The organism is Candidatus Moraniibacteriota bacterium (genome assembly GCA_028688415.1).
Classification (GTDB): Bacteria; Patescibacteriota; Minisyncoccia; order Moranbacterales; family UBA1568; genus UBA1568.
Genome location: JAQTYF010000001.1, coordinates 102,616 through 128,999, shown reverse-complemented (window position 1 = coordinate 128,999; position 26,384 = coordinate 102,616). Strand labels below are relative to the sequence as shown.

Below are 26,384 nucleotides of genomic sequence, written 5' to 3'. Positions count from 1 at the left end.
AATATTGAGAAAGTTATTTTTTAGCATTGAAAACCATACCAGAGAATACATCAGTCTTGAGATTGGTTTCCCATTTCCATTGTCTATTATACGGTATCAAATTCCCGCCCGTCTGCCAAACAGGCTCTATCGTATTCGGAAAATGCACAGAAAGAAGAAGTTTACTTCCGATCGATCCTGATTGTTTCTGAAAAAGTGTCGTGTATGAATCCACTCCTCCGTTTTGAATATTCGACATATCGAGAGTGAAAGGCAACAGATACCGATATTCCACGACTACTGATTCTTGAGGACTCACATATACCCATCCTCCAAAAACTGTTTTTCCTGCCTCGGAATATATTCTCGTCCCCGTTTTCTCATCGACAGTAATCGATTTTTCCTCACGTTCCACATCAACGTCGACACGGAAACCAAGTGCTTTGTAATCAAGTGGATCCTCTCCAAATTCCCATGTGGAACCCTTGGCAGACAACAGTGTCGATCCTTCTGGTACATACACTCGCATATAATCAGCATTTACTTTGTTCCACCAATCATACGGGGTATCCCCTCCCTTATGAATACGCGTGATCGTAACAGTATCTATGATAGAACCATTCTCCTGTATCTCGGCGCTGTGGTGAATCGTTTCGTCTATCACACCGTCTGTCTTGTATCCATTGATATTCGAATGCACGACACTTAGATAATCTTTCTCAGTTGAAAGTATGCGACCAGACCAACCAGCCTCATCTATCAACGCTTCTGTTTCCGCATGGCGCATATAGATAAGTATCTGCTTCTCATTCAAACCCTCAGTAAGAGCGCTCATCATGCCATACAGCGTCTCTTTGTCTTGAGAAGCAAGTACGGTCTCGACTAATAATGCCGTCAGGTCTGCTAATACTTTTTTTGGTTGATTTTCTTCCTTATCATATTTTGTTTCTACTTGTTCCTGAATAATAGGGATGAAGTTCTCTGCATCAACAGTAATTCCGTATTGAGGCAGAGTGATCGGGCCTGTCACAACCAATAATTTTTGCATCACTGTCGGTGTCAGAGTAATCACTCCATCTACTGTTGGACCACCTGTTTTTTCATAAAAAAAGATTGCCTTTTCTGCTGATGTCGGGAAATCAGGAAACCAATTGCTATCATGGAGACTCCACGCAGCACTGATCTTTTGTATGGGTTTTGGTGGGACAATATTTTCTTTCAACTGTCCATCGGGATTGAAAATACCATCCACAAAAAATTGTTTGACGGAACCAGTCTGTATATCCATGAGTGCATACGTTCCGATAAATCCTCCTGTGGCTCGTAATTCTTGATTATTCTGCAACAAAAAAAGATACTTGCGAGGACCATTGCCTCCGAGCAATTCCTGAATAATCGCTTTGTTTTGATGAACACTTTTTATCAATCCGATAGTGGTCGGTAGACTCTTTCGTGCCAAAAGAAATTGTTCGCGCTTTTCTTCTGGGATATCATCGAGATGGACTTTTTCGATAGACTGGTTACCCAAAGTAAGCTCTGCCAATATGTCCTCCAAGGGTTTCTCGACACGAGAGAAAAAATCAAGCCAAGATACTTTCTCTCCTTGGGCCGAGGCCTCTTTGGAAAGAAACAGTTCTTCAATAATAGCGACTGACGAAATACCAGCCAGAGAAAAATGCTTTCCTGATTCGAGCACATACGAACCACTTGCCACCTGAGACAGTCCTGGGACGAATCTCGTCAACCGAAGCATCGAACCACCAAACCACAAAAGACGTTTTTCTCCTCTCGAAAATGCCTGATATGCATTCTCAAACGATTGATGTGCTTTATCAAACTCTCCAGATTTGATATTTTCAACAGCAAATAAAAGGGATCGAAAACCTGTTTCACCATCTGCTAATACTTTTTGTTCAGTATCAGAAATTTTGTGAACAATACCATATATCGAAAAAATAATCACCATCACGATAGCGATTTGAAGAAAAATTTTTCGTTTCTTTCTTAATATCTTTCCTTGTTCTTCTTGTTTTTCCTTTCGAGCAATTATTGATGCAGAAGATATCGGAGTATACAAAATATTCTCCTTTGAGAATTGTTTTGAAAGTGGTTTTGTATACAACGGGTATTTCTTGGTCGACATAAACTCCGATGATGGCGTGACCGATCGGATATCAGAAAAACGTGATGACTGTCGATGAGGAAGAAACGCCATAACACTTTTTTACTGTTTGTTTTTTATACTCCGTTCATACACGTCTCGCGTTTCTCTTGCCATGCGATCAAAACTGTATTGCCTGATATGTGCATATCCCAGACGTATACACTTCATACGTAGTGTATCAGAAATAAGGATTTCTGTAAGTTTCTTCTCTCCATCATCTACTCTATCGGGGTCAAAATAAAGTGCGGCATTGCCTAAAATCTCAGGGAGAGATCCTCGAGAAGAAGAAAGTACTGGTATTCCTCGTGCCATTGCTTCAAGAGGAGGGAGTCCGAAACCCTCATACAGTGATGGGAAAAAATAACAAGAAGCGAAACGATAGAGTGTATTCAGTTGCCAATCATCGACGAAACCAAGAAAAAGAATGTTTTGAATACGTCTATCCTGCACTCTTTTTTTAAGACGTTTATAGAAGAAATCTTCTTTTCCAACGAGCACAAAGAGTTGTTCTGGAAATCGTGGTGAAAGTTCAAGGAATATATCCAGATTTTTATGCGGATACGCATTGCCGACATAGAGCACATACGATTTCACCTGTTTGGATAGAGGCTCTTCCGATACATCAGACTTCAGTAAATCAAATGTTCGAAATAACTTTAATTCTTGTTCTCTTAGAAGAAATTGACACCATTCATCCGTTGCTTCATACGTCACTGATATTTTCTTCTGTGTTGAGGGATAGGTAGCAATGATATCCTCCTTCGTAAAAGCAGAGACAGTGATAATATGATGGGATCGATATACGGCACACGCAATCACAAAACGATATGCGATAAATTTCATTGCGTAGAAAAATCGTGAACGGGTAGTATTCTCTGCTGTCGGATAATGAAGAAGTATCAAATCATGGATGGTCACGACAAATTTCTTCCAATACAGAATAGGGACATTGAAATGAGGGAAGTGCATGAGATCAAAATGATACGAAAGAAGCTGAAAAGGAAAGAAAAACTGTTCTGAGAAACCATACCATGGATACCGTGAGAGAACTTTCTGAAAACGTACATTTTTCGGAATGTACTCATCAAAATTTTCTGGCAACAAAAAAACGACGTAATCGTTTTCTGAATCCACTCGCTCAAGATACTCGATAAGTTTTTCCGTATAACGACCGAGTCCTTTCCCAATGGAGCCATAGAACCTGGCATCTATACCTATTTTCATATTTCAGTACGCTCTTTTGATAATTATTTTTTCTTGGTGGGAGGGAGGGTGTCGTTATTCGGAAGAATATATTTGTTTATACAGAATAAAAGAAGTGCTTGTGATGCAAGAATCTTGAACATTTCTACATCCTCTATCTGATTGGTGAGCTTCGGAAAAATAAGGAAGGCAGTCATACTGTGCGCGAGAGAAGGTGATTGCACAATAGCGTAACCATTTTTTTCTAGAGATTTCTTTTTGGACTTCAAAAGTACCTGTGCCGTGAAAAGATGGAATTCGTCATTTTTTCCAACCTCCACCACTGTTTCAATTGTTTTCTTCTTCACATTTACAAAACGAAGCGATATCGACTTTGACTTTGCGAGGATTTTTACAGTGTTCAACACTGATCGATACGTTTCTTGTTTTTTTGAGAGGAGTACATCCGCAGTATCTTCCGGAATATGAAAGATGAAATCTTTTACGATATCAAACTTTCTGTTAAGTCCCCCTATATAAGAATACGAATCAGAAAGATCCTTGGTAACGATGTTGGTTTTTTTCTGCAGATGGAGTTTTTCTTGAAAAACATGGAGCAAAGTCCTTTCTTTGGAAAAATAAAGAATGAAAATAAAAATACCAAAAAAGAAAAGAATAAGCGACTCAATGTCTTCCTCTTGAAAGAAAAAGTAGCCTGTTTGGATAATTTTTGGAACGAAAACAATAAAAATAAAGATTGCGAGATATATCCAATACATAACTTACCAGTATTCAAGTATTTAATGCGTCAAAAATGTCGGTAATCTCTTTACAGTGAAAGACCTTTCAGATATGCACGGAATTTTTCTCCTATTTCAGGATGTTTTAATCCGAAATGAATCGTTGTTTTGAGGAAGTTGAATTTGTCTCCTGTATCGAGCCATTCTCCTTCGAGTGTTCGTCCATGTATTGGCAGACCTTTTTCCAGCATGACATCAAAGGCATCGGCGAGACGAATCTCACCTGATTTTCCTGATTCCATACTGGCGAGTGTTTGAAAAACATCGTGAGTAATAATATATTTTCCCACAGCCACGAGTCGACTCGGAGCATCTTCTGGATTTGGTTTTTCGACGATACGTGTCACTTTCCAATCATTGTCACTCACTTTTTCCCCTGCGACAACACCGAACTTTGATACATCCTCGAGTGCCACTTCTGAAAGTCCTATAATTGGTGTCTGATATTGCGCATACGCATCGATGAGCTGTTTGGCAGCAGGAACATTGCTATCGTAGATACAATCACCAAATATCACGAGTACCGATTCATCATCATCGATCAGATGGGCGGCCTGGAGAAGAGCATGTCCATCACCGAGCGGAATAGGCTGTCTCACATAAGAGAACTTTGCAAGTGTCGATATTTTTTGTACTACTTCGAGTAAATCGTGTTTATTTTTCTCCACGAGGGTATCTTCGAGTTCATATGAAATATCAAAATGATCTTCAATAGCTCTTTTGCCACGACCAGTCACAAAAATAATTTCTTCGATTCCTGATGCAACTGCCTCTTCAACCAAATATTGTACGACAGGTTTATCAACAACTGGGAGCATTTCTTTTGGTTGAGCCTTGGTCGCAGGCAAAAAACGTGTTCCAAAACCAGCAACAGGAAGAATGGCTTTTTTGATTTTTCTCGGCGTTGCATTATCCATATATGTGTAGAAAATTATTTTTTAAGGGAAACAGTTTTCTTAAACTCTGTATTAAACTCAGTAATTGCATCATTGACCATCGGATGGAAACGACTCCGAAAATCGTGCTCTCTCACATAATTACTTGCTTCGAAAAGTGACTCGTGTGTACCAGTATCGAAATATGCTCCTTCTATCACTCTCACATCAAGCTTTTTTTTCTTCAAATAATATTTGTGCACATCAGTAATTTCGAGTTCTCCACGTTCTGACGGTACGATAGATTTTGCTACTTCTACTACTTCCTTGTCAAAAATATAAATCCCTGGTATAGCAAAAGAACTCTTGGGCATTTTCGGTTTTTCTTCGATAGAAATTACTTCATTCTTCTCATCAAATTCTACAACACCAAATCTCTCTGGATCTGAAACGTGTTTTGCAAAAATACGTCCACCAGCAGTAAATGATTGAATCGCTTCCGTAAAATCATCTTCAAAAATGTTATCACCAAGAATAAGCGTCGTCGATTCTCCATCGATGAAATCCTCAGCAAGAATAAATGCTTCTGCTAAACCACGAGGCTGTTTCTGTACAATAAAAGAAATATTGATACCAAACTTATGAAACATTGAACCGAGCAGATTAAGGAAATGCCCCGAATGATCTGGTGCAACGATGATGAGAATATCTTTGATACCAGCACTGATAAGTGTGTTGAGTGGATAGAAAATCATCGGTCTATCATAGACTGGCAAGAGCTGTTTGGAAGTGACAGCAGTCAAAGGAAGAAGTCTCGTGCCTGTCCCTCCTGCAAGAATAATACCTTTCATAGAATCTTCATTAACAATTACATGCCTAGCGATACACAGGAAACTGACGACAGAGTTTTTTCACGGTCGTACGTATACTAGAAAGCACCTCAGTATCTCCACCAGAAGAAAGTGTAAAATGAATACACTTCGCAATCATTTTTATTTCTTTCTCTTTCAATCCGCGAGTGGTCACAGCAGGCACGCCGACACGGATACCACTCGGGTCCATCGGTCCGCGAGGATCATCAGGAATCACATTTTTGTTCACAGTAATACCCACAATATCGAGAAATTTCTCTGCTTCCTTCCCTGAAATCCCATAACTTTTCACCGTATCAAGCATAATCATATGATTCTCAGTTCCACCGAAAAGAAGGACTGCATCATATTTCCGCATTTCTTTTTCGAGCGTCTTTGCATTCTTCAGTATTTGCTTCGCATATTTTTTGAAAGCTGGCTGGAGCGCTTCTTCAAAAGCTACCGCTTTGGCCATAATAGTATTCATAAGTGGTCCACCCTGAAGTCCTGGGAACACTGCCCTATCTATCTGTTTTGCCAATTCTGCTTTACAAAGAATCATCCCTCCTCGAGGACCACGAAGTGTCTTGTGTGTCGTTGTCGTCACGATATCAAAATACGGTACAGGACTCGGAACTACCTTGCCCGCTACCAAACCTGCAATGTGAGCCATATCCATCATTGAATAAGCGCCAACTTTCTTGGCAATAGCCGTAATTTTTTCATAATCGAGTTGTCGTGTGTATGAGGAAAATCCTGCCAAAATAAGTTTTGGTTTCTCCTGCTTGGCGAGAGCTTCGAGTTTACGATAATCGATAGTGCCGTCTGCTTCTGTTTTGTATCCCACAAATCGATAGATCTGTGCAGGCAAAGTGAGAGGATGACCATGAGTGAGATGCCCTCCGTGAGAGAGGTCCATACCAAGGACAACATCTCCTGGCTTGAGGATGGCGGAATATGCCGCGAGATTGGCTGGAGCACCAGCGTGAGGCTGGACATTCGCATGCTCTGCTCCGAACAATTTTTTTGCACGTTCGATGGCGAGTGTTTCGACAATATCAGTAAACTCCTGACCACCATAATAACGACGGCCTGGATAGCCTTCGGAATATTTGTTTGTGAAAACTGTACCAATAGCTTCTAATACAGAGAGGGAGACGTAGTTCTCTGAAGCAATCATTTCAAAACCTTCTTCTTGCCTCTTCGTCTCACCCATCAGCGCGTCGTACACTTTTGCATCTTGTTTTTTGATAGTCGTATATTTCATCATAGTATTACAGTAAATTTTCAGTGTATTGTATTGTATCAAACTCCGTATTGAAAATTTTATTCCATATGTGCGAGATATGCTTGCAACGCTTCTTTGTATGATCGAAGCGGTACGCGCTTGGTATTGAGAAGTTTCGAATATTGTGGGCGCCTGGCAGGACGAGGAAAGGCATCACTGCCTACAGGTTGTATTGTAACCCCAATTTTGGCTTGTGTATAGAGCTCTTGTACGGCCTCATACCACGTTACATCATCACTATTGGGTAAATGATAAATCCCCCAGGGAGCCCTATCTTCCAGAAGAGCCTTCGTTTCCTGAGCAAGATCTGGAGCATAAGTGAAACAACTCTTCTCATCATCAACTGCCTGTACTCGTTCTTTTGTCTTGGCAATTTGTAACATCACATCAAAAAAGCTCTTTTTGGCGATAGTACTAATTGCCGGTTTCCCGAAAAGCTTGGAAAGTCGGATGATATAATTTTTCCCATCTACGGCAAGTACATTTTCTTCTCCCATTCTTTTACTCATACCATACCGTGAAAGAGGCTGAGGAAGAGCATTCTCAGCATAACCCGATTGATTCGTTCCATCAAATACATAGTCAGTAGAATAATGTACAAAAATATTGTCCAATGTCTGAGCAAGATGCGCGAGAAATTTCGGCACGAGAGCATTGAGCATCATTGCTTTCTCATATTCTTCATCACTCTCTTCACATTTATCAACAGCGTTGTATGCAACTGCATTAACAATAATATCTGACGCGAAAGAACGAATCTTCTCTTCTGCTGAGACAAAATCAGTCACATCAATATCTTCGAAATCCCAACTCGTCACCGTATACTTTTCATCCTGAGAGAAAACATCAACCAATTCTTGTCCGAGCATCCCCTTTGCCCCAAGGATCAGAACCTTTGTAGTCATCATATTTATATATATCTAAAAATACCTTCTTTTTATATTTTAACAAAAAAGAGCTTTTTGAGGAAATAGAGCACCAGTACTTTACAAAAAATAAGGCAGTGTTAAAATGCACACATTGCATAAACGGATGCATATCTACAACACCACATCGAAAGGAGAAATAGTGAAAATAAAAATTATTGACATACCTCCAAGAAATGTTCCGGGGGAGTTGTTCTATAGGCAATGGATTGGTATCATTTTTCCGTTGCCTTCTGAAAATCCAGACGGTGGTGACTGGAGGGACAGAAATAATCCAAATGGTTTTGCAGTCCCTACCATAACCGTTACTGAGGTCTTGGTATACCTCGATAAAAATGAAATAGCAGAACAATGGAGACGTCTTCATCCTATTGTTTCTCGCTTTCCATACGATATTTGTCAGCTCATTGACTGACTGATCGTACATAAAAAAAGTGATTGGCAGCAACTGCTCCGATCACTTCTTTTTTATCATTTTTTGTAAGTACTGCTAATACTATTTTTGATAATTTCCAGACTTGATGTTTTTCCACCAAGCTTCATGCTCTCTGAACCACTCCACTGTTTTTAGAAGTCCGGCTTCCAAATTGACCTCTGGGCGCCAGCCCAACTCACGCTCAATTTTAGAATAATTGATTGCATATCTCCGATCATGTCCGGCACGATCTTTCACATATTCGATCATATTCTCGTCTTTGTCTAACAGCTCAATCACTTTCTTGACAATCCAAATGTTCTCTCGTTCACTATTCCCTCCGATACAATATGTTTCACCGATTTTTCCCTGATGCAAAATGAGATCAATAGCCTTACAGTGATCCTCGACGTATAGCCAATCGCGTACCTGTAGTCCGTCACCATAAACTGGTATTTTTTTATTTTCGAGAAGATTGGTAATAATAAGAGGAATGAGTTTTTCTGGAAAGTGATACGGGCCATAATTATTCGAACAATTGGAAATCGTCACCGGAAGATCATACGTATGAAAATATGAACGAACGAGATGATCAGAGGATGCCTTGGAAGCACTATACGGACTTCGAGGATCATACGGGGTGGATTCATCAAAAGGTGCATCATTTGGTCCGAGCGCTCCAAATACTTCATCAGTAGAGACATGGTGGAAACGTTTGTTCTGTTTGCGGGCTGATTCGAGGAGTGTAAATGTACCTTTGATATTGGTATCAATAAAAACATCCGGCCCAGTAATAGAACGATCCACGTGTGATTCCGCTGCAAAATGCACTATTACGTCAGATTCTGCTACAAGAGGGTCAACGATGGTCGAATCAGTAATACTCCCTTTCACAAAACGATATCGCTTATCATCTTCCCATTGTTTCAGGTTTTCTAGGTTTCCTGCGTATGTCAGTACATCAAGATTGATGACTTCATAAAGAGGATAGGTATTCAGAATATGATGAACAAAATTGCTCCCTATAAATCCAGCTCCTCCGGTAACAAGTATTTTCATAATAAGAAAGAGATAAATTAAATGCGATGCTTAATAGAAAGAAAATATCTTCAGAATATTTTTAGATAAACCCGTCCGAAGAGGTTTCGCCCAATGGTTTCCTAAAAAACATTCTGAAGATATTTTCAGATGTTTTTCAATATGCTTTTCCTTATACAAATTGTTTCAATATATTTCCTATCATTTTTTCTGATATACAAAATCTTGTACAATATCTTGAAGGAGCGGGTGCTCATTATCTTTTCCCGAAACGAGAGGTTGCTTTATACCCCATTCTATCCCAATTGCTTTGTCATTCCAGATAATTCCTCGTTCATGTTCTTTGGAATAAACATTCGTACATTTGTATTGAAACAATGTATCATCTTCGAGAGCGACAAACCCGTGAGCAAAACCTGCAGGAATAAAAAATTGCTTGTGATTTTCTTCTGAAAGTTCTACAGAAACAAATTGTCCGAATGTCGGCGATCCAAAACGAACATCGACTGCTACGTCAAGTACCCTCCCTTTCACTACTTGTACAAGTTTTGCTTGAGCAAATGGAGATGCCTGATAATGCAGTCCTCGAAGCACACCTTTTTTGGAAGCAGAAAAATTGTCCTGTACGAAATGCACATCGGCACCAAATATTTCCTGATAACGTTTTTCTTGAAACGTTTCCACAAAAAAACCTCGTTCATCTGAAAAAATATCTGGTGTAATAATTATCACTCCTTCCAGGGGTGTTTTTTCTGTCTGCATACGTAGCAATTTTTTAAAATTATTTTCACAATATTTCCATTATAAAATATCCAAGAAAGAAAAGCAAAAAAACCACCCAATGAGGGTGGTTTTTCGATACTATCAACAAAAATTATATCTGAATATCATTCATCACGTCATCCAAGGTTTTCTTCTCTTCTGATTTAGGAGTTTCAGTTACTGAAGAAACTACAGGTGCGACATGTTCACGAGGTTCACGTGGTGGACGCTCCGATCCTTCTGGTTCATTGATTTTAAGATTCACACGAGCATTGTTGCGTGCTCCAATCACACGAAGCAGAGTTCGCAAAGCCTTGGCGGTCATACCTTCACGACCAATTACCATACCCATATCTTTCGGATTTACATCGAGTGTAATAAGCACTCCCATCTCATCGATCTTTCTTTCTACCTTCACATCTTCTGGATTGTCTACGAGCATCTTCACAGCGTACTCGATAAAATCTCTGTCTTTCACATTGTCTGTCATAAGACTTGATATACGGATTAAATCATTATTGAAGAATACATCTTCTCTTGCTAGTATAGCTTTCTTTTTCGAGGTGTGCAAGTCCTCTCTATCCTTCACACTTTTTATTTTATAAAACAATCATCGGAATAGAGTATCTTCATTTTTCTCCCATTCCTTTGGTGCTATAAATGGACGATCACGCCATTCCTTGGACTGACAACAAAGCAGTGTCTTTGCATCACGAGGATCCTGAAGAAGCATCTCGGTAATTTTTTCCATACGCATTCCTCTAGAACCCTTGATGAGTATGAGATCCTCTGACCGGACAATATTTGAGATTTCTATACGAGCAGATGTCTCATCAGGAAACCAGTACAACTGTTTCTGTGAAAAACCCTCTTTCCGTAATACATCTGCAAGTGCCTTCATATATGTTCCGACAAGGATGACTATCAAAGCACCTGAGGTAATGACAGCGTCCTTCAAAGATTGATGCTCTTCCTTCGCGCTTGGTCCGAGTTCCAGCATATCACCGAGTACAACTACTTTACGAGGTGCCATAAATTCTCTCAACGTTTCCAGGGCGACCAGAGTAGAAACAGGCGAAGCGTTGTAGGTGTCATCAAAAAGAAACATACCGTTCTTCCCCGGGAGCAATCGCAGTCTTCCTGGTAATGACTCAAAACCCTCTAACGTTTCTGCAATTTCTACTAAATGCATCTTGAGAGCAATGCCCACTGCCACCGCAGACAAAACGGCTGACAAAGAATGCTGCGCAATAATTTTTGGCAGTCGCACTGGAATAGTTTTTCCGGCATAATTCAATTTGAAGCTAAGTCCTTCTGTTTGTTTGATATCGCGGTGGAAGAGTATGTTATCAACACGAAACATCGCTCCTTCACCAAAACCATATGTCAACACTTTGGCCTTCGTCTTCTCTTGCATTTTCATCACTCGCTTGTCGTCAAAATTGAGTATTGCAAATCCATTCTCAGGTATAGCAGAAACAAGCTTTCCTTTTTCCTTCGCAATTTCTCCCAATGATCCGAAGAATTCCAAATGACTCGAAGAGATTTGAGTGATAATACCGATGTCTACCGGAACAAAACTGAGCAGATACTGCATATCGAGAGGACGATCAATGGCCATCTCAAGAATCAATATTTGTGGATACTTCACAGGGAACAGAACTCTTTGCAACCAAAAAAAGACAACTTTGATCCAGGCTATTATCGATGATCCACCACTTTCAATACCAATAATCGTTAACGGTACTCCGATCTCATTATTATAATTCCCCTCTGATTTACGGATATTATACGCTCGTGACAATACCAATGCTATTGCTTCTTTGGTCGAACTCTTTCCTACAGATCCAGTAATAGCAACTACAAGCGGATGATACTTTTTCAGTATCACTTGTGCCATAAATCGCAGTATGCTCTGCAAAAAATTTTTTTTCTGATGATTCATCATATATACATTTACCCCCTCTTTAAAAGAAAATCTTTCAAAGAATATCACTTTATTGGAATTGTCTCAGTCGGTTGAATCTTGGCGTATTCTAGCAGAAATTTCATGATTCTACCAAATGCTGGTGCAGCACTCGACTCTGCCCATTCTACATTTTTTGGATTATCAAGCTTCACAAGCACAACAAATCTTGGATTATTAATCGGCGCATAACCCACAAATGATCCTATTGTGACACTGTCTTCGTATCCTTTGCTTCCTGTTTTGGCTACCTGAGCTGTTCCTGTTTTTCCGCCAACGAGATATCCAGGGACATCAGCTCGTTTTCCGTGTCCATTCACAACAACACTCCGTAACATTTCTCCCATGGACCGACTCGTTTCTTCTCTAATGACTCGTCGTACAATTTCTGTTGGCACAGTCTCTTCCTGATTATTTTCGTCAGAAATACTCTCAATAATCCTTGGTTTCACCAAATTACCACCATTAGCGAGAACAGCATAGGCTGTGATCATTTGAAGAGGTGTCGCTGCAATCCCCTGACCAAAAGAAGCTGTGAAGAAGTTGAGTGTTGCTCGAGGATTGCGTAAGTTACTTATGTTTCCAGAAAGTTCTGCTGGTAAATCTATACTCGTTTTCTCTCCAAAACCAAATTTTTTCAGATATTCACCAAACAACTGATTACCGACGAGTTTCTCTACAAAAATAACACCAGTATTGATTGACATGTCCAAAACATGTGTCATTGTACTCCTTCCGTACACTTTTTCTTCCGAATTACGAATGACATATCCAGATTCGTTCACTGATCCTGTATCGACATATTCTGTTCGAGGAGACACCTTCTCTTCTTCAATGCCAATAGCCATCGTAATTGGTTTCATGATTGATCCTGGCTCATACGAAACACTCACTGCTGGATTGAGAAATATCGAATAATCTTCCTGCTCGCCATATGAATTAGGATCAAATTGGGGAAAACTTGCCATAGAAAGAATATTTCCTGTCTTCGGATCCATCACGATAGCCGTAGCGCCATCGGCACCATAAAGTTCTACTGATTCTTTGAGAATCTTTTCTGTTTCATACTGTACAACACGATCAATAGTCAATACCACATTATCACCATTTTTCGGAGCTATCATTTCACGATCAGAAAGAGGAAGCCACCTTCCTGAAGCATCTTTCTCTTGAGAGACAGTGCCAGACTCACCTTGAAGGAGAATATTTTTTGATGCTTCTATACCATATCCATTCGATTTTCCATTTTCGTTGGAACCGACGAATCCCACAACATGCGCAGCAAGTTGTCCGCCTGGATAGTATCGATATTTCTCGGACAAGAAAGAAACTCCTTTAAGATGAAGATTTTTAATACCTTGTATTTCATCATCCGTCAAACGTTTTTTCAGTATTTCAAACGGATCGTCAGGAATCTTGAGCTTATTCTGCACAAAATCTGTTTCCAATCCAAGAATGCGTGAGAGTTCCAGTGTCATCCGATCTTTCTCTACAACATCTTTGGGTGAGACATAGACGGTCTGATATTCACGATTGACTGCCAGAGGATATCGACTATCACCATCATGAATGTATATCTCCCCACGATCCGCTGAAAGTCCTTGAGAGACCGTGTGTTGATTTTCTGCTATCGCGACCCATTTTTCATGATCGATGATTTGAAGAAAAATCATACGACCCGTGAGCAAAGTTCCAATGAAAAGAAAGATGAAGAAGAGAGAATGGGTACGACTCATATATCTCGAACCAGAAGTGTTCTTTGTTGTCTTTTTCAAAAAAAGATTTCTAGAGCCTTGCATATCTGCCTGTCTCATCTATGATTTATCTCCAGAAATATCTGATGCTATCTGAGAGCTACTGAACGATCGTGGCTTTCTCTTTCGGTATCCTCGAGAAAGAGAGGGGCTTCAATTTTTTGCATATGGAGGTCTTCTCTGACTGTTTCCATACGATAGAGCGAACGAGCATCTGCTTCACTTATTCTCAAATTTTCATTTTCTTGTTTCAATACTCCGATTTCTTTTTCAAGAGTCCTCATATGATATCCCTGGACGGCACTTTTATTGACAGAATAGAGATAGATACCTCCTCCTACAAAAGTCATCATAAGCATACTAAGGAGAGCAATATGAACAGACCCGGTCAATGTTCGAGATCTGCTATCTTCCCTTTTTCTTTTTGTCTCTGCTATTTTGCAGTAATACGTTCTCATATTCTTTTTTGTTTTTTATTTTTTGGTGCCACTCTATCAGATTTTTTCTGCGATACGGAGCTTGGCACTACGAGCTCTCGGATTTTTTTTGATTTCTTCGTCTGTTGGGATAATTGGTTTTTTCGTGAGTATTTTTACTTTTGGCATATTCCCACAACGGCAGACCGGGAACCCTGGTGGACAGACACAACCCTCTGCTTGTTCTTTCCAAAACTGTTTTACTCTTCGATCTTCTCCAGAATGGAATGTGACGATAGCTATCCGTCCACCCTTCTTCATTCGATTTCCCGATTGTTTGAGAAATTCGTCCAGATGTTTTTCTTCTTCGTTGACAGCGATACGGAGTGCCTGAAATGTCTTGGTTGCAGGATGAATCTTCATCTTATATCGTTTTCCTCTGGGATATACTCTTTCGATCATTTCTCGTAATTCATCTGTTGTCGTAAAAGGCTTCTCTTCTCTCTCTTTTACAAGGGCCTTGGCTATACGCCGACATTCGCTTTCGTCTCCAAAATCACGAAGGATTTTTTCGAGAGCTTCCAGAGAAAATGTATTCACTATTTCCCCAGCAGTAATCCCTGTTTCACGATTGAGTCGCATATCGAGCGGTCCATCAAGCATAAAGCTCAATCCTCTTTCGCTTGCTTCTATCTGATCAGAGGAAAATCCGAGATCAGCGACGAGAGCATCGATTCTCTCTATACCTTGATTCTCGAGTACTGATTCCAGTGCGGAATAATTACTGTGCACGAGTACAAGTTCTTCTTTCTCGAGTCTTTGAGAAAGGAACACGTCTTCCTTTACTCTTTTTCGGAAAGATTCGAGAGTAGACAGATCGGTATCAATAGCAATAACTCTTCCTCCTGGGAGAATACGTGTGAGTATTTCTTTGGTATACCCACCTCCACCGAATGTTGCGTCAACGACAATATCCCCTGGATGAAGAGAAAGTCCATCGACTACTTCTTGCAAAAGAACTGGTATATGTTTCACTTCTTCCATAGTATTCATTCAACCTTCAAAATATTAATGCAAGCAAATTTTGTATTGATATTTTGTGTTTTGAATTTTTTTTGTTTTTTCTTTAGAACTGTTTTCCGCCAAAGGCTGATCCGCCTTTGGCTGAGATTTTTGAATTTTTCGTATTTTAGTAAATGCCCAGCTTACCTAAATCCTCTGCAATCTTTCCTGTATTCTTCTCTGCCTGACTCTTGTATTTGTTCCACTTCGTCGTGTCCCATATTTCGAGACGATTGAAGAGTCCAACAATCGTGACATCTTTTTTCAAGCCACCATCATTCTTCAAATATTCCGGAAGAAGAATGCGTCCCTGATTATCGAGCTCGACATCAGTCGCACCTGCGAGCATCACACGAATAAAACTTCGCGTTCCTGCTTCACCAACTGGTAGTGTCCCGAGTTTGATTGCGAGTTCTTCCCATACCTTCATCGGATACACAAACAAACAATTATCGAGTCCTCGTGTCACTACAACTTTGCTTCCGAGTTCACCACGAAACTTTGAAGGAAGCGCGAGGCGCTTCTTGGGATCGATCGTATGTGAGTATTCTCCGATGAACATAACATTTTTGTTAATTTCCCCACTCTGTCCCACTTCTCTTTCACATGTCCCCATTTTACGCCACTCTCTCACAGCCGTCAACACAAAAGTTATGCACCAAAAAAATGGCTCATAAAAGCCATTTTTTTATTATATCTTTCTTTTAAGATATCTTCTCTAGAATTTTTCCAATAATTTTACCAGCAAACGAACTGGCGCGCCAGCTGATCCCCTGGCAAGAAATTCATCAGAAAGGGTCGTCATCCGTGGTGCAATATCGAGATGTACCCACGGATATGCCTTGTCGACAAATTGTTTCAGGAAAACGGCAGCAGTGATAGCACCGCCCCAGCGTGTCTTTCCGAGATTGGCAACATCACCAAAAGTACCCTTCACTTCATCATCATATTCATCCCAAAGTGGCAGTGGCCAAACATGATCTCCACTTTCTTCACCGAGATGACGAAACAGTTGTTCTAGTTTCTCGTCCTGTGTGAACAGAGCTGAAGCTCGCTCACCAAGCGCGACGAGAGACGCACCGGTCAGCGTCGCGACATCAACGACCAATTTCGGATGATACCTCTTTGCATAGATGAGTGCATCAGCAAGAATAATTCTTCCTTCAGCATCCGTATTCAAAACTTCAATTGTTTTTCCAGACATCGAACGGAGCACATCACCTGGACGATAACTCGAACCCGATGCCATATTTTCCACCGCCGGAATCAAAGCGACAATATTTTTTTTCATTTTCAGACGTGCAGCTGAAGCGAGAGCGTGTATTACCGATGCTCCTCCTGACATATCCATATTCATTCCGAGGATACTATCACTCGGTTTCAGATTGATACCACCAGTATCAAAAGTCACGCCTTTGCCAACCAAAACAACTGGCCCTTTTCCGTCAAAGGCGGACCCGCCCTGGGCGGGCTTTCCAGCTCCCCAATATTCCAATACGATAAAATATGATTTCTCTATAGAACCTTTACCGACACCGAGTATTCCTCCCATTTTCAATTTTCCCATCGCTTTTTCATCAAGGACAGAGAGTTTGATGGGAAGATTTTTGATTGCCTTTTTTGCGTGCATCGCCAGTATTGATGGAGTCATCTCCCCTCCGGGCATCGTCGCAATATGACGTGAGGCATTCACTTCTTCTCCAATGATGATTCCCTTGTTTAGTCCAGCGAGGACTTGTTTTCTGACTGATATATCAAAAAATATTTTCTCTACTTTTGAAAAGCCGTTTTTCGGCTTTGTCTTGAATACATCAAAAGAGAAATCGGCCATGAGTGCATTCGTCGCAAATATTTCTGCCAGCTCCACTTCATCGATATTCAAATGTGGAAAGTGCCATTCCTGCCAATCAATCGAAATTTCCCTCATATTCTTTGACTGAGCGAGCATCACCATACGACGAGGAAGAAGCAATAACTTTCGTCTGGTCATTTTTTCTCGTGAACCAATACCGAGCAAGAGTTCTTCTCTTTCTCCTTTATGGACTACCTCATCAGTTTCTTTGTCTGTAATATGCGCCAACACACTTTTCTCGGAAACATTTTTTGTAAAAAGAAATTGCATAGTCCTCTATTATTTCAATGATTGAACATCTGCCAATACTTCTTTGGCATGACCAAGCGTCTTCACCGGATCATAGATCTTCACAATCTTCCCTGTCGGATCGATAAGAAAAGACACCCGGCTCGTCCCCATATACTCGTGTCCCATAAATTTCTTCTTCCCCCACACTCCATACAGTGCAACAACCTCTTTTTCTTCATCAGAAAGAAGTGTGAATGGAAGTTCATATTTCGACACGAACTTTGCATGTTTGACCACTGAATCGACAGAAACGCCGAGCACAACAATCCCAGCTTCTGTAAGTGCAGAAAAATTGTCTCGGAAACTACAGGCTTCGATCGTACATCCAGGGGTATCATCCTTGGGGTAGAAATAGAGAATCACCCATTTTCCGAGAGAGGTCTCAAAATGATGGAGAACACCATTCTGATCTGGGAGAGAAAAATCTGGTGCTTGCGTACCGAGAGCGAGAGCCATAGTCATATATTTAAAAAGTAAGTATTCTAGTGTATCATTTTTCACGAGAAAACAAAAACTCGGTAACCAAGGAAGTTTCCCTGATTACCGAGCCCTACTCATTGCATATTTACGCAACGAGTCTTTTCGTCGTTTTCGATTCACCTAGTGCTTCATCGGCGTAAATGAGTTTATCTATGCCAGCACATATCTCACGATATTTCGCCGTGAAATACTCATGATCCCGATATCGCTCCTCTCGAGTGATATAGACAAAAACCTTTCGTGCCGCGAGAGCGACCACGAGGTCTCTTCGTTCGATAGCTTTTTCAGCCTGTTTAATAACGTCTTCAATCATTTTTTTCTCCTTGTTTTGTATTGTCATATCTTTTTCGAGATATGATTTTGAAAAAGTAAGAAACCACACTACGTGTTTTTTCCAAGAATATTGTTCTTTTTTTACCACCTCACAAAATACCTGCATACTATTATCCTTCTTGTTTCAATTGTCAAAAAACGAAAAGTGATCTCAAAAGACCACTACCGGGTAACTTGTTCCTCATTTCTCGGCTTTGCAATCATAGCACAAAAAAACACTCCCTATCAATCATCAAGAAATACTATACAAAATCAATATATTTTCTCCCACGGAGTTTTTCTGGAAGATAGTCTTGTTTGGCTGATTTTTCGTCCTTGAAATCAGGGGTGTATTTATAGTCTTTTCCATAACCTATTTCTTTCATCAATTTTGTCGGGGCATTACGAAGATGGAGGGGTACTGGTTCGTTCGGGAAACGAGCCACATCATCCTTAACCTTTCCATAAGCAACATAGAGTGCGTTGGATTTCTTGGACTTCGCGAGATAGACCACTGCCTGAGCGAGATGGACTTCACATTCTGGCATCCCAAGCATCTGACAGGACTGAAAAACAGCGACTGCTTGTGGTAATGCAAATGAGTTCGCCAGTCCGATATCCTCAGAAGCAAAACGGACGAGACGTCGTGCAACATAGAGAGGATCTTCTCCTGCGACAAGCATCCGTCCGAGCCAATACAAACTCGCATCGACGTCCCCTCCCCGCAGGGATTTGTGCAAAGCAGAAATAATATTGTAATGTTGCTCCCCTCCCTTGTCATAGAGAATGTGCGAACGCTCGACGATAGTGCCGACGATTTCTGGAGTGATATTTTTGGTACGAGTTGCACAAGCCTCGAGAATATTGAGTGCTTGCCGTCCATCCCCTCCTGCGACTTCCGCAATAAAAGAAAGCGTCTCGTCTCGGGCGGTTATTTTTTTCTTTTTCATTTCGGCATCATCAGTGAGTGCACGTTTGAGAAGCAGTGTCAGTGTGGCAGTCGTATGCTTCTCAAGTACGAGTACTCGAGATCGAGAGAGAAGAGCAGAATTCACTTCGAAACTCGGGTTCTCGGTCGTTGCACCGACGAGGGTCAATATACCGGACTCGACAAAAGGAAGGAGTGCATCTTGCTGCGCCTTGTTCCAGCGATGTATTTCATCAAGAAAGAGAATCGTCTGCTTCCCTTGTGTATGATTCTCTTGTGCTCGGAGGAGCACTGTTTGTAAGTCTTTCTTCCCACTACTCACTGCCGAGAGAGCAATAAAATCCGCATCGAGTGCCGTCGAGAGGATGCGTGCCAGTGTCGTCTTGCCACTCCCTGGTGGTCCCCAGAGGATGAGTGATGGGACGTGATTCTGTTTGATAGCGTCACGGAGGAATGATCCTTCGCCAAATATTTTTTCCTGACCCAAGAATTCTTCGATTGTCTTCGGACGCATCCGTTCCGCGAGAGGAATAGTGTTCATAAGGAAAATGTGATACCGACAGGACAATGATCCGAGCCTGTCACTTCGGGGAGGATATACGCGTCATGGATTCTCGGGGTGAGAGACTGACTCGTGAGGAAATAATCGATCCGCCAACCGACATTGCGGGATCGTGAATTCGCGAAGTACGACCACCAACTATAGAAACCATTGCCCTGGTGAAAAATACGGAACGTGTCGACAAATCCTGCTGTGATAAAATTATGGAAACCATTTCGTTCTTCATTGGTGAAACCATGCTTCCCGATATTGGCTTTTGGATTCGCGAGATCGTCTTCTGTATAGGCCACGTTCAGATCTCCACAAAAAACAACGGGCTTCTTCTTTTCTAGTTCTTGACAGAAAGCGAGAAAAGCAGGGTCCCACTGTTTTTTACGAAGTGAGAGACGACTCAAATCTTCTTTCACGTTGGGGGTATACACTGTCACAAGATAGAAAGTATCATATTCTGCCGTAATCACTCGTCCTTCTCTCGTCGGATCACCATAACTATCGTGTGTCAGATGAAATCGCTCAGCTATCTCAGGAAAAATGCCATTGATAACAGAGAGTGGTTTTGTTTTTGTAAATATCGCTGTCCCGGAATAGCCTTTTCTGTCAGCAGAATTCCAATACTCTTCGTATTCTGGTAAGTCAATTTCCGCCTGACCCTCGAGAGCCTTGGTTTCTTGTAAACAGAGAATATCTGGTTGATATTTCTCTATAAATGGCAAAAAAAGGCCTTTTTTATGGACAGCACGAATACCGTTGACATTCCACGATATGATTGTGAGGAGTTTTTTGGACATAATAATAGATAGAATACTTCCCTATATTAGCACATCCAAACAATAATCTTCAATCAATTTTCAAAAATCAATGAACAACATTGTTCTCCAAAAATATTTTTCTTCTGTGGCTTTCAATAGAAAAAATCGGTAAACTTCTTCTGTTGCTATAGAGTTTGTGAATTTTCTATCGCAAGCAACCTTTCTTTGGAACCATTTATTTTTCCCAGCGGAAAAACTCTTTGCGTGAACTTTTTTTGATCCGACGAAACGTCGGAACCATGCTCAAAAAAACTTCAGGCTTCCCAGAAAGATTCTTGCGACAGAAAATTTCCTCATATCTTTTGATGGTGCAAATATTGTTTTGATATCGCTCCCTGTCTACAGATGGTATTATTTTTCAAAAGTATTTTTCTCTTCCTTTAGCCTGTATTCGATAACGATTCGAGGTGAAAGCGGAGCAAGGAAAATCGTCTCATGGTTCAGTTTTTATCTGAACTCGCTCTTTGAGAGCGAGAATGAGACGACTTTCTCTTCGCTAAGACATGAATCGTTCGAAGCGGGGTACGGAAGAAGAAAAATACTTTTGAAAAACAATACCGCCCTAGAGATAAAAATTCTTACTACTTCTTTCCTTTGAACGCGATAGCATCAAGTTCGTGAAAACGACGCTGTTTTTCTTCGATACGAACATCATCTTCCATTCCTTTGGTAGCTGATGTTCCCGGACGTGGTGAATACCACGCGATGAATGTCTTGACAAAACCGACACGCTTTACGATATCAATACTGTCTTCGAATTGTTCTCTCGTCTCACCAGGGAATCCGACGATGATATCAGTCGTGAATGTCATCTTGGGTATTGCCTGACGAATACGGTCAATGAGACTGAGATATTCTTCACGCGTATACCAACGATTCATCTTTTTCAATATTTCATCATTTCCTGATTGCACAGGGAGATGAAGCTCTCGATTGATATTTTCGTATCGTGCCATCACATTGATCAATTCATCGGAAAAGTCCCATGGGTTCGAAGAAATAAAAGTGACTTTTTTCACTTTGGGTATTTGTGCAACACTTTCAAGAAGGTATGGAAACAATGTCGGAATACGGTGTCGGTTCAGATGTTTTACCATCACTGGCTTCACTTTCTTACCATCTGGCAAAATATATTCTTCCTCTTCTTGTATTTTTTCTTGCAAAAAATCAGCCCCGTACGAATTCACATTCTGACCAAGGAGTACTATTTCCTCATATCCATCTGCTATCACCTGTTTGGCTTCAGAAAGAATATCAGCGAAGGCTCGTGATCGTTCTTTGCCACGAGAAAACGGTACAATACAAAAAGCACAGTAATTATTACACCCATTGGAAATGACGATAGATGCTGTCTTGCCAGAAGCTCGGGTCGGCGTATATTCAAAACCGACTTCTTCAAGAGGAAGAAATTCAACATCAGGGAGACGTGTCGTCAGACGTTTCATCATTTTACCACCAGGGACACGACTCGCCGCTCCGATGAGACATCCTGTCACGACGATATGCGGTGATTTATTACCGAGACGTGTACGGAGACTTTTGATCATACCGTACACCTTCTCTTCCGCTTTATCACGAATGACGCACGTATTGAGAAGAAGCACATCAGCTTCTTCTATTGTTTCAGCACGAGAAAAACCACGAGAGAGATAGAAACTCTCGATCCGTTCTGAATCAGCGACATTTTGCTGACACCCGAAAGTTTTGAGGAAAAATTTTTTTGTCATACATCTATTTCGTGGTTGTATTACCTTCTACAATGAGTTGTCCACAAGCGGCAGCGATATCATCTCCCATTGTTTTGCGACGAGTAACCGTGACACCTGCATCTTCGAGTTGTTTTTGAAAGCGATCAAAGTCTCCAGGAAGACTATCTCTGTACACGCTTCCGGTAAAGTTGTAAGGAATGAGATTTATTTTCACATTTTCCATCTGTTTCGCAAAACGAATAAGAGAGGTAGCGTGTTCTTCGGTATCATTGATCTTTGACAACATCACATATTCAAACGTGAGATGACGACGTCTCGTCTCATTCTTTGCAAAATATTCATGAGTCCACACAATGAGTTCATCTAAAAAAGTTTCAAACGAGCTGGGCATCATTTTCTTCCGTGTTTCAGTCACAGCACTATGAAGCGAGACAGCGAGACGGACAGGTGGCCACTTCTCATCTGTAAGAATCTTGCGAAGCATCGGTAACAGTCCGACAGTCGATACCGTAATGTGTGTCGGTCCAAGATCAGTATAAGTAAGCAATTGTCGAATCGCTTCTTTCACATTATCGTAGTTAGCGAGTGGTTCTCCCATTCCCATAAAGACTACGTTGCTGATACGAGGGGCGAGATTTGGACGCGAAGCAAGAAAAATATTCCAGAAACGTATCTGATCGACAATTTCATCGGATATGAGATTACGAGTGAAACCCATCGTTCCCGTCGCACAAAACGTACACGCCATCGCACACCCTACCTGCGATGAGACACACACCGTCCATTGTCCTCGTGCATTTTTCATAAGCACAGTTTCTACCCGATGGCCTCCTTCTATCTCTACCACTGCCTTGAATGTGTCTTTTTTGACACTTTCAAATACTCGTACTTCTTTGACAGTAAGCCAGGGTAATTCTTTTACAAGAATTTCACGCATAGTAAGAGGAATATTGGAGATTTCTGTCACAGATTTGAGAGAAATATCAAAAAAAGCCTCTTCTATCTGACGCCATCGGAAAGCGGGGGCTTCTGGAAATAAGGCTTCAAATTGTTGTTTACGGGAAAGAAGCATATTCTATAAAATTCAAGTAACTTGTTCTTCATTCGTTCTTCTCTGTAAGCAAACAGTATACGACAAAAAACATACGGGGTCAATTCCGTTCACACAAGACACATCACTTCAAATAAACTATTTCACCTCAAAGATATTTTTTTCAAGATGAAGAGGTTCTTTGTGATGCTCAGCACGATTTGTGAGACCATTAATTGTTTTGTGAAATTTCTCTTCATCAAAAAGCGTTTCTTTGAAATATGAATCGACATAGAGCTTCTTTTCTTCATCAGTAAAGCGAAACCGAAAAACACTGTAGTAATAATCCCATCCACCCAATGCGCACACAACAAGGAATCCAAGAAAGAAAAACACTTTATAATGACGATACCAGAAAAAAATCATATGCCAGGAGGATGATTGTTCTTTGATTTTTTTAAATGAAGCGCCAAAAGGAATATTCATACGATACTTTTTATTTATTCACATACACCACAAGATCAAATACTCCCTCGAGAATATTTTTTTCTATAATTTCTTCTCCTGCTACTGGTTGAGTAGGTGGATTGCCATTCAAAGGAACACTCGAGAAAAGAACACCTGCTCCTAATACAGGCTTTTCTTTCTTCTCTGTCTCAGCTCTCTTTATTTCTATACCGATCACGTCCAATCCAACAGGCAATGTCTCTATCTTATGGAGAAAATTGATGATATTGGCGTATTGTCCAGTGGCACTGATGCTCAACCGCAGATATCTATCAAAGGGAATATCTTCGAGAATATCGACTGTTTTTGCTTTTGTCGTACTCGATGTATCAGTTTTTGTTTCTTTTTCTGCTGTGACAGGAGGCTTTTTAGTTGTTGCTTTGGGCTCGACGATTTTCCCTGTATCCTTGGAAGCAATAATCAATTTCACATTTGCCTCAGAAGCAAGCGTTTCGAGCGTTTTGATAAAATCGATCACTTGTCCTTCATAAAGCAAAATATCAAGTTTAGATGCATCATTTTCTATGGTAGTATACTGATTCTGCAATTCTGGTAAACGACCGATTTGTTTCAATTGATTTTCTTCATCGGCATAAAATTCTTGGGTCATTCGTGCTTTATTAAGAAGCGATGTCTTCAAAGGAAAAATACCAAACCAAACCATACCTCCTACGGCCACTAAAAGTGTGATCAGAAGAATCGATGGTGTAGACTTTTTTAATGAAAATGAGTGACTTGTCATAGAGTTTTTTTCAAACATTCTTTCTTTATTTCAAAATCAATCTGAAATTCAATATTTTCCTGAGAAAAAAGACTCGAAAGAGGAATATTGACATTTTCTGTACACGCTGATTCTTTGAGTTTCGCATCAAGCATCAAGAAATGCTCTCTTGTGTTCGCTTTTCCTTTAAGGGATACCGTGTAGTTTTTTGTTGATATTTGATCGATAACGATACCCTCTGGAATCAAGCTGTCTAGTAATGGAAAAATCTGAGAAAAAGAAAAATGATTGTCACTTATTTTTTTTATTATACCTACTGTCGTGTTTGTTTCTTTGAATTTTTTCTGATACGTATCAAGTGTCGATTGTTTCGCATTTTCTACATTCTCTATCTTCTTGGACATCGTCAAATTTTTTAATTGAAAATCGAGAATGATATAGGAACTAACCAGTATACTGACATATAACACTTCCAACATAAAAATAAGAAACAACTGCCACAGAAAAAAATGGAAGCGTGTTTTACGTTCGATATCTTTTTTATTTTCCTCTGGTAAGAGGTTAAGCAAAGTTTTCATATTCGTCGAGACCTCGGAGTGCGAGGCCGATAGCGGTTGAATACTGTACGGAACGATTGTGATCAATAAGAGGTATTTTCTTACCGAGATTGACGTTGACCCAAGGATCTCCAAATTCGACCAATCGTCCCAACCGTCGAGACAGAAATGGTACAAGTCCTTGCATGTTAGCTCCTCCTCCGCAGAGCACAATCGAATCGATATTTTCAGAATAATGGAGATTACTCAGGTAGAAATCAATTGATCGTTCTATTTCTGTCGCAATGCTTTCGAGTACTGGTAAAGCAGCTTTGAGCACTGGACTCTGTAAAGCAAGTGATCCTAAGCCTTGCTTGATTTTGATCTCTTCTGCTTCTCCAAAAGGAATCTGAAGTGATTTGGAAATAGCATCAGTGATCATCTGAGAAGAGAGAGGGACACTCGAAGTGAAACACGTCGTACTTCCGATAGCAATCAAGAAGCTCGAACGTCGATCACCGATGTCAACAATAAGTGTTGTTTGTTTCTCATTTTTCTCCGCCAAGAGACTTCGTGCCTGAGCAATAGATTCTGTTTCGAGTCCGACAACTTCGAGTCCAGCAGAAGTGAGAACGGACTGAAACTGATCAACAACACTGCGTGCCACAGCTACAACTAACACGCTCATTTTCCCTTTTTCTTGAATAAAATTCTCATCGAGAATCTGCCAATCATAGTATACCTGATCAAGTGTCAACGGAATATTGGCTTCAATCTCCCATTTAATAGCCTCTTTTACCTCCTTGGAAGCCATCATGGGGATAGATATGATACGTAAAAAAGCCTTGGTTTCAGGGAGAGAACATATTACTTTTCGGGTTGTGATTCGTCCAGGTCCAGTTTTGTCAAGCAAATCTATAATTGCAGATTGAACTGCATCAGGATTGACAATCTCCCCATCAACAACACTGCCTAGAGGTAATGGCACGGAACCAAAACTCGAAATAGAGTCGAGTTTTCCCATACGTTCCAGCCACACAGCTTTGATAGAGAGATCACTCAAATCAAGTCCGAAAGCATTCGGGAAAACATTGAAAAAATTCTTCTGTAAAATACTCATTGGTCTGTATGTTTATTTCTTTTGTAGTATAACATATTTTTTCTGTTTT

Annotated in this window: 27 protein-coding genes; 1 reads left to right on the top strand and 26 read right to left on the bottom strand. The window is 40.6% G+C overall.

Translation table 11 applies throughout. The features are described from left to right. Positions 1-13: 13 nt before the first annotated feature. From PHH40_00565 to rfbD, 7 genes are read right to left on the bottom strand one after another with little or no spacing between them, the layout of a single operon-like run. Positions 14-2,194, bottom strand: coding sequence for a DUF4012 domain-containing protein (locus PHH40_00565; GenBank protein MDD2766240.1), 2,181 nt, complete (start codon positions 2,192-2,194; stop codon positions 14-16). 9 nt (positions 2,195-2,203) lie between these two features. Next, positions 2,204-3,367, bottom strand: coding sequence for a glycosyltransferase family 1 protein (locus PHH40_00560; protein ID MDD2766239.1), 1,164 nt, complete (start codon positions 3,365-3,367; stop codon positions 2,204-2,206). A 23-nt stretch (positions 3,368-3,390) separates the two neighbouring features. After that, a complete protein-coding gene (locus tag PHH40_00555; protein MDD2766238.1) occupies positions 3,391-4,104 on the bottom strand; it encodes a hypothetical protein in 714 nt (237 codons plus the stop codon). Between the two features lie 50 nt (positions 4,105-4,154). Beyond that, positions 4,155-5,042, bottom strand: coding sequence for a UTP--glucose-1-phosphate uridylyltransferase (locus PHH40_00550; protein ID MDD2766237.1), 888 nt, complete (start codon positions 5,040-5,042; stop codon positions 4,155-4,157). Positions 5,043-5,056: 14 nt separating this feature from the next. Continuing rightward, entirely contained in the window at positions 5,057-5,851 is a 795-nt protein-coding gene (locus PHH40_00545; protein MDD2766236.1) for a sugar phosphate nucleotidyltransferase, read from the bottom strand. Positions 5,852-5,876: 25 nt separating this feature from the next. Next, positions 5,877-7,118, bottom strand: coding sequence for a serine hydroxymethyltransferase (locus tag PHH40_00540; protein ID MDD2766235.1), 1,242 nt, complete (start codon positions 7,116-7,118; stop codon positions 5,877-5,879). A 59-nt stretch (positions 7,119-7,177) separates the two neighbouring features. Further along, entirely contained in the window at positions 7,178-8,047 is an 870-nt protein-coding gene (gene rfbD / locus PHH40_00535; protein ID MDD2766234.1) for a dTDP-4-dehydrorhamnose reductase, read from the bottom strand. A 103-nt stretch (positions 8,048-8,150) separates the two neighbouring features. On the opposite strand from rfbD, the gene PHH40_00530 reads away from it, so the two are divergent. Continuing rightward, positions 8,151-8,480, top strand: a complete 330-nt coding sequence (locus PHH40_00530; GenBank protein MDD2766233.1) for a hypothetical protein — start codon at positions 8,151-8,153, stop codon at positions 8,478-8,480. 81 nt (positions 8,481-8,561) lie between these two features. Here the strand turns inward: PHH40_00530 and rfbB are convergent, their stop codons facing one another. The 19 genes from rfbB to pilM form a co-directional block, all read right to left on the bottom strand. Further along, complete coding sequence (gene rfbB / locus PHH40_00525) at positions 8,562-9,539, bottom strand: dTDP-glucose 4,6-dehydratase (GenBank protein ID MDD2766232.1); 978 nt, start codon at positions 9,537-9,539, stop codon at positions 8,562-8,564. A 180-nt stretch (positions 9,540-9,719) separates the two neighbouring features. Beyond that, on the bottom strand, positions 9,720-10,280 hold the full coding sequence (gene rfbC, locus PHH40_00520) for a dTDP-4-dehydrorhamnose 3,5-epimerase (protein MDD2766231.1): 561 nt from the start codon (positions 10,278-10,280) through the stop codon (positions 9,720-9,722). A 112-nt stretch (positions 10,281-10,392) separates the two neighbouring features. Continuing rightward, positions 10,393-10,770, bottom strand: coding sequence for a KH domain-containing protein (locus tag PHH40_00515; GenBank protein MDD2766230.1), 378 nt, complete (start codon positions 10,768-10,770; stop codon positions 10,393-10,395). A gap of 120 nt (positions 10,771-10,890) precedes the next feature. Continuing rightward, a complete protein-coding gene (locus PHH40_00510) occupies positions 10,891-12,180 on the bottom strand; it encodes a UDP-N-acetylmuramoyl-tripeptide--D-alanyl-D-alanine ligase (protein ID MDD2766229.1) in 1,290 nt (429 codons plus the stop codon). Between the two features lie 92 nt (positions 12,181-12,272). Then, entirely contained in the window at positions 12,273-13,982 is a 1,710-nt protein-coding gene (locus PHH40_00505) for a penicillin-binding protein 2 (GenBank protein ID MDD2766228.1), read from the bottom strand. Positions 13,983-14,089: 107 nt separating this feature from the next. Continuing rightward, positions 14,090-14,353, bottom strand: a complete 264-nt coding sequence (locus PHH40_00500; GenBank protein MDD2766227.1) for a hypothetical protein — start codon at positions 14,351-14,353, stop codon at positions 14,090-14,092. A gap of 141 nt (positions 14,354-14,494) precedes the next feature. Further along, positions 14,495-15,460: a 16S rRNA (cytosine(1402)-N(4))-methyltransferase RsmH gene (rsmH, locus tag PHH40_00495; protein ID MDD2766226.1), complete on the bottom strand. Its 966-nt coding sequence runs from the start codon at positions 15,458-15,460 to the stop codon at positions 14,495-14,497. Positions 15,461-15,605: 145 nt separating this feature from the next. Next, the gene (gene mraZ, locus PHH40_00490; GenBank protein MDD2766225.1) at positions 15,606-16,040 is read right to left on the bottom strand and encodes a division/cell wall cluster transcriptional repressor MraZ; all 435 of its coding nucleotides are present in this window, start codon (positions 16,038-16,040) and stop codon (positions 15,606-15,608) included. A 156-nt stretch (positions 16,041-16,196) separates the two neighbouring features. Beyond that, complete coding sequence (locus PHH40_00485) at positions 16,197-17,600, bottom strand: leucyl aminopeptidase (protein ID MDD2766224.1); 1,404 nt, start codon at positions 17,598-17,600, stop codon at positions 16,197-16,199. Between the two features lie 9 nt (positions 17,601-17,609). Further along, positions 17,610-18,077 (bottom strand): thioredoxin-dependent thiol peroxidase, encoded by a 468-nt coding sequence (gene bcp / locus PHH40_00480; GenBank protein ID MDD2766223.1) that lies wholly within the window; start codon positions 18,075-18,077, stop codon positions 17,610-17,612. A 109-nt stretch (positions 18,078-18,186) separates the two neighbouring features. After that, positions 18,187-18,540 carry a hypothetical protein gene (locus tag PHH40_00475; protein ID MDD2766222.1) on the bottom strand — a complete coding sequence of 118 codons (354 nt, stop codon included), beginning with the start codon at positions 18,538-18,540 and terminating at the stop codon, positions 18,187-18,189. A gap of 136 nt (positions 18,541-18,676) precedes the next feature. Beyond that, positions 18,677-19,882 carry a replication-associated recombination protein A gene (locus tag PHH40_00470; protein ID MDD2766221.1) on the bottom strand — a complete coding sequence of 402 codons (1,206 nt, stop codon included), beginning with the start codon at positions 19,880-19,882 and terminating at the stop codon, positions 18,677-18,679. Next, positions 19,879-20,691: an exodeoxyribonuclease III gene (locus PHH40_00465; GenBank protein MDD2766220.1), complete on the bottom strand. Its 813-nt coding sequence runs from the start codon at positions 20,689-20,691 to the stop codon at positions 19,879-19,881. The genes PHH40_00470 and PHH40_00465 overlap by 4 nt, the downstream gene beginning before the upstream one ends. A 602-nt stretch (positions 20,692-21,293) precedes the next feature. Further along, positions 21,294-22,439 (bottom strand): MiaB/RimO family radical SAM methylthiotransferase, encoded by a 1,146-nt coding sequence (locus PHH40_00460; protein MDD2766219.1) that lies wholly within the window; start codon positions 22,437-22,439, stop codon positions 21,294-21,296. A 4-nt stretch (positions 22,440-22,443) separates the two neighbouring features. Continuing rightward, complete coding sequence (locus PHH40_00455; protein ID MDD2766218.1) at positions 22,444-23,493, bottom strand: 23S rRNA (adenine(2503)-C(2))-methyltransferase RlmN; 1,050 nt, start codon at positions 23,491-23,493, stop codon at positions 22,444-22,446. Between the two features lie 117 nt (positions 23,494-23,610). Then, positions 23,611-23,937: a hypothetical protein gene (locus tag PHH40_00450; protein ID MDD2766217.1), complete on the bottom strand. Its 327-nt coding sequence runs from the start codon at positions 23,935-23,937 to the stop codon at positions 23,611-23,613. A gap of 10 nt (positions 23,938-23,947) precedes the next feature. Beyond that, complete coding sequence (locus tag PHH40_00445; GenBank protein ID MDD2766216.1) at positions 23,948-24,700, bottom strand: hypothetical protein; 753 nt, start codon at positions 24,698-24,700, stop codon at positions 23,948-23,950. Then, positions 24,697-25,257 (bottom strand): hypothetical protein, encoded by a 561-nt coding sequence (locus PHH40_00440; GenBank protein MDD2766215.1) that lies wholly within the window; start codon positions 25,255-25,257, stop codon positions 24,697-24,699. Before PHH40_00440 ends, PHH40_00445 begins: the two co-directional genes overlap by 4 nt. Then, a complete protein-coding gene (pilM, locus tag PHH40_00435) occupies positions 25,241-26,335 on the bottom strand; it encodes a type IV pilus assembly protein PilM (protein MDD2766214.1) in 1,095 nt (364 codons plus the stop codon). Before pilM ends, PHH40_00440 begins: the two co-directional genes overlap by 17 nt. Between the last annotated feature and the right edge of the window lie 49 nt (positions 26,336-26,384).

What these genes read in the sequence shown, in the direction of transcription:
- PHH40_00565 (MDD2766240.1), bottom strand. Translation starts at nt 2,194, where the DNA reads ATGGCGTTTCTTCCTCATCGACAGTCATCACGTTTTTCTGATATCCGA.
- PHH40_00560 (MDD2766239.1), bottom strand. Translation starts at nt 3,367, where the DNA reads ATGAAAATAGGTATAGATGCCAGGTTCTATGGCTCCATTGGGAAAGGA.
- PHH40_00555 (MDD2766238.1), bottom strand. Translation starts at nt 4,104, where the DNA reads ATGTATTGGATATATCTCGCAATCTTTATTTTTATTGTTTTCGTTCCA.
- PHH40_00550 (MDD2766237.1), bottom strand. Translation starts at nt 5,042, where the DNA reads ATGGATAATGCAACGCCGAGAAAAATCAAAAAAGCCATTCTTCCTGTT.
- PHH40_00545 (MDD2766236.1), bottom strand. Translation starts at nt 5,851, where the DNA reads ATGAAAGGTATTATTCTTGCAGGAGGGACAGGCACGAGACTTCTTCCT.
- PHH40_00540 (MDD2766235.1), bottom strand. Translation starts at nt 7,118, where the DNA reads ATGAAATATACGACTATCAAAAAACAAGATGCAAAAGTGTACGACGCG.
- rfbD (MDD2766234.1), bottom strand. Translation starts at nt 8,047, where the DNA reads ATGATGACTACAAAGGTTCTGATCCTTGGGGCAAAGGGGATGCTCGGA.
- PHH40_00530 (MDD2766233.1), top strand. Translation starts at nt 8,151, where the DNA reads ATGCACACATTGCATAAACGGATGCATATCTACAACACCACATCGAAA.
- rfbB (MDD2766232.1), bottom strand. Translation starts at nt 9,539, where the DNA reads ATGAAAATACTTGTTACCGGAGGAGCTGGATTTATAGGGAGCAATTTT.
- rfbC (MDD2766231.1), bottom strand. Translation starts at nt 10,280, where the DNA reads ATGCAGACAGAAAAAACACCCCTGGAAGGAGTGATAATTATTACACCA.
- PHH40_00515 (MDD2766230.1), bottom strand. Translation starts at nt 10,770, where the DNA reads ATGACAGACAATGTGAAAGACAGAGATTTTATCGAGTACGCTGTGAAG.
- PHH40_00510 (MDD2766229.1), bottom strand. Translation starts at nt 12,180, where the DNA reads ATGGCACAAGTGATACTGAAAAAGTATCATCCGCTTGTAGTTGCTATT.
- PHH40_00505 (MDD2766228.1), bottom strand. Translation starts at nt 13,982, where the DNA reads ATGAGTCGTACCCATTCTCTCTTCTTCATCTTTCTTTTCATTGGAACT.
- PHH40_00500 (MDD2766227.1), bottom strand. Translation starts at nt 14,353, where the DNA reads ATGATGACTTTTGTAGGAGGAGGTATCTATCTCTATTCTGTCAATAAA.
- rsmH (MDD2766226.1), bottom strand. Translation starts at nt 15,460, where the DNA reads ATGGAAGAAGTGAAACATATACCAGTTCTTTTGCAAGAAGTAGTCGAT.
- mraZ (MDD2766225.1), bottom strand. Translation starts at nt 16,040, where the DNA reads ATGTTCATCGGAGAATACTCACATACGATCGATCCCAAGAAGCGCCTC.
- PHH40_00485 (MDD2766224.1), bottom strand. Translation starts at nt 17,600, where the DNA reads ATGCAATTTCTTTTTACAAAAAATGTTTCCGAGAAAAGTGTGTTGGCG.
- bcp (MDD2766223.1), bottom strand. Translation starts at nt 18,077, where the DNA reads ATGGCTCTCGCTCTCGGTACGCAAGCACCAGATTTTTCTCTCCCAGAT.
- PHH40_00475 (MDD2766222.1), bottom strand. Translation starts at nt 18,540, where the DNA reads ATGCAGGTATTTTGTGAGGTGGTAAAAAAAGAACAATATTCTTGGAAA.
- PHH40_00470 (MDD2766221.1), bottom strand. Translation starts at nt 19,882, where the DNA reads ATGAACACTATTCCTCTCGCGGAACGGATGCGTCCGAAGACAATCGAA.
- PHH40_00465 (MDD2766220.1), bottom strand. Translation starts at nt 20,691, where the DNA reads ATGTCCAAAAAACTCCTCACAATCATATCGTGGAATGTCAACGGTATT.
- PHH40_00460 (MDD2766219.1), bottom strand. Translation starts at nt 22,439, where the DNA reads ATGACAAAAAAATTTTTCCTCAAAACTTTCGGGTGTCAGCAAAATGTC.
- PHH40_00455 (MDD2766218.1), bottom strand. Translation starts at nt 23,493, where the DNA reads ATGCTTCTTTCCCGTAAACAACAATTTGAAGCCTTATTTCCAGAAGCC.
- PHH40_00450 (MDD2766217.1), bottom strand. Translation starts at nt 23,937, where the DNA reads ATGAATATTCCTTTTGGCGCTTCATTTAAAAAAATCAAAGAACAATCA.
- PHH40_00445 (MDD2766216.1), bottom strand. Translation starts at nt 24,700, where the DNA reads ATGACAAGTCACTCATTTTCATTAAAAAAGTCTACACCATCGATTCTT.
- PHH40_00440 (MDD2766215.1), bottom strand. Translation starts at nt 25,257, where the DNA reads ATGAAAACTTTGCTTAACCTCTTACCAGAGGAAAATAAAAAAGATATC.
- pilM (MDD2766214.1), bottom strand. Translation starts at nt 26,335, where the DNA reads ATGAGTATTTTACAGAAGAATTTTTTCAATGTTTTCCCGAATGCTTTC.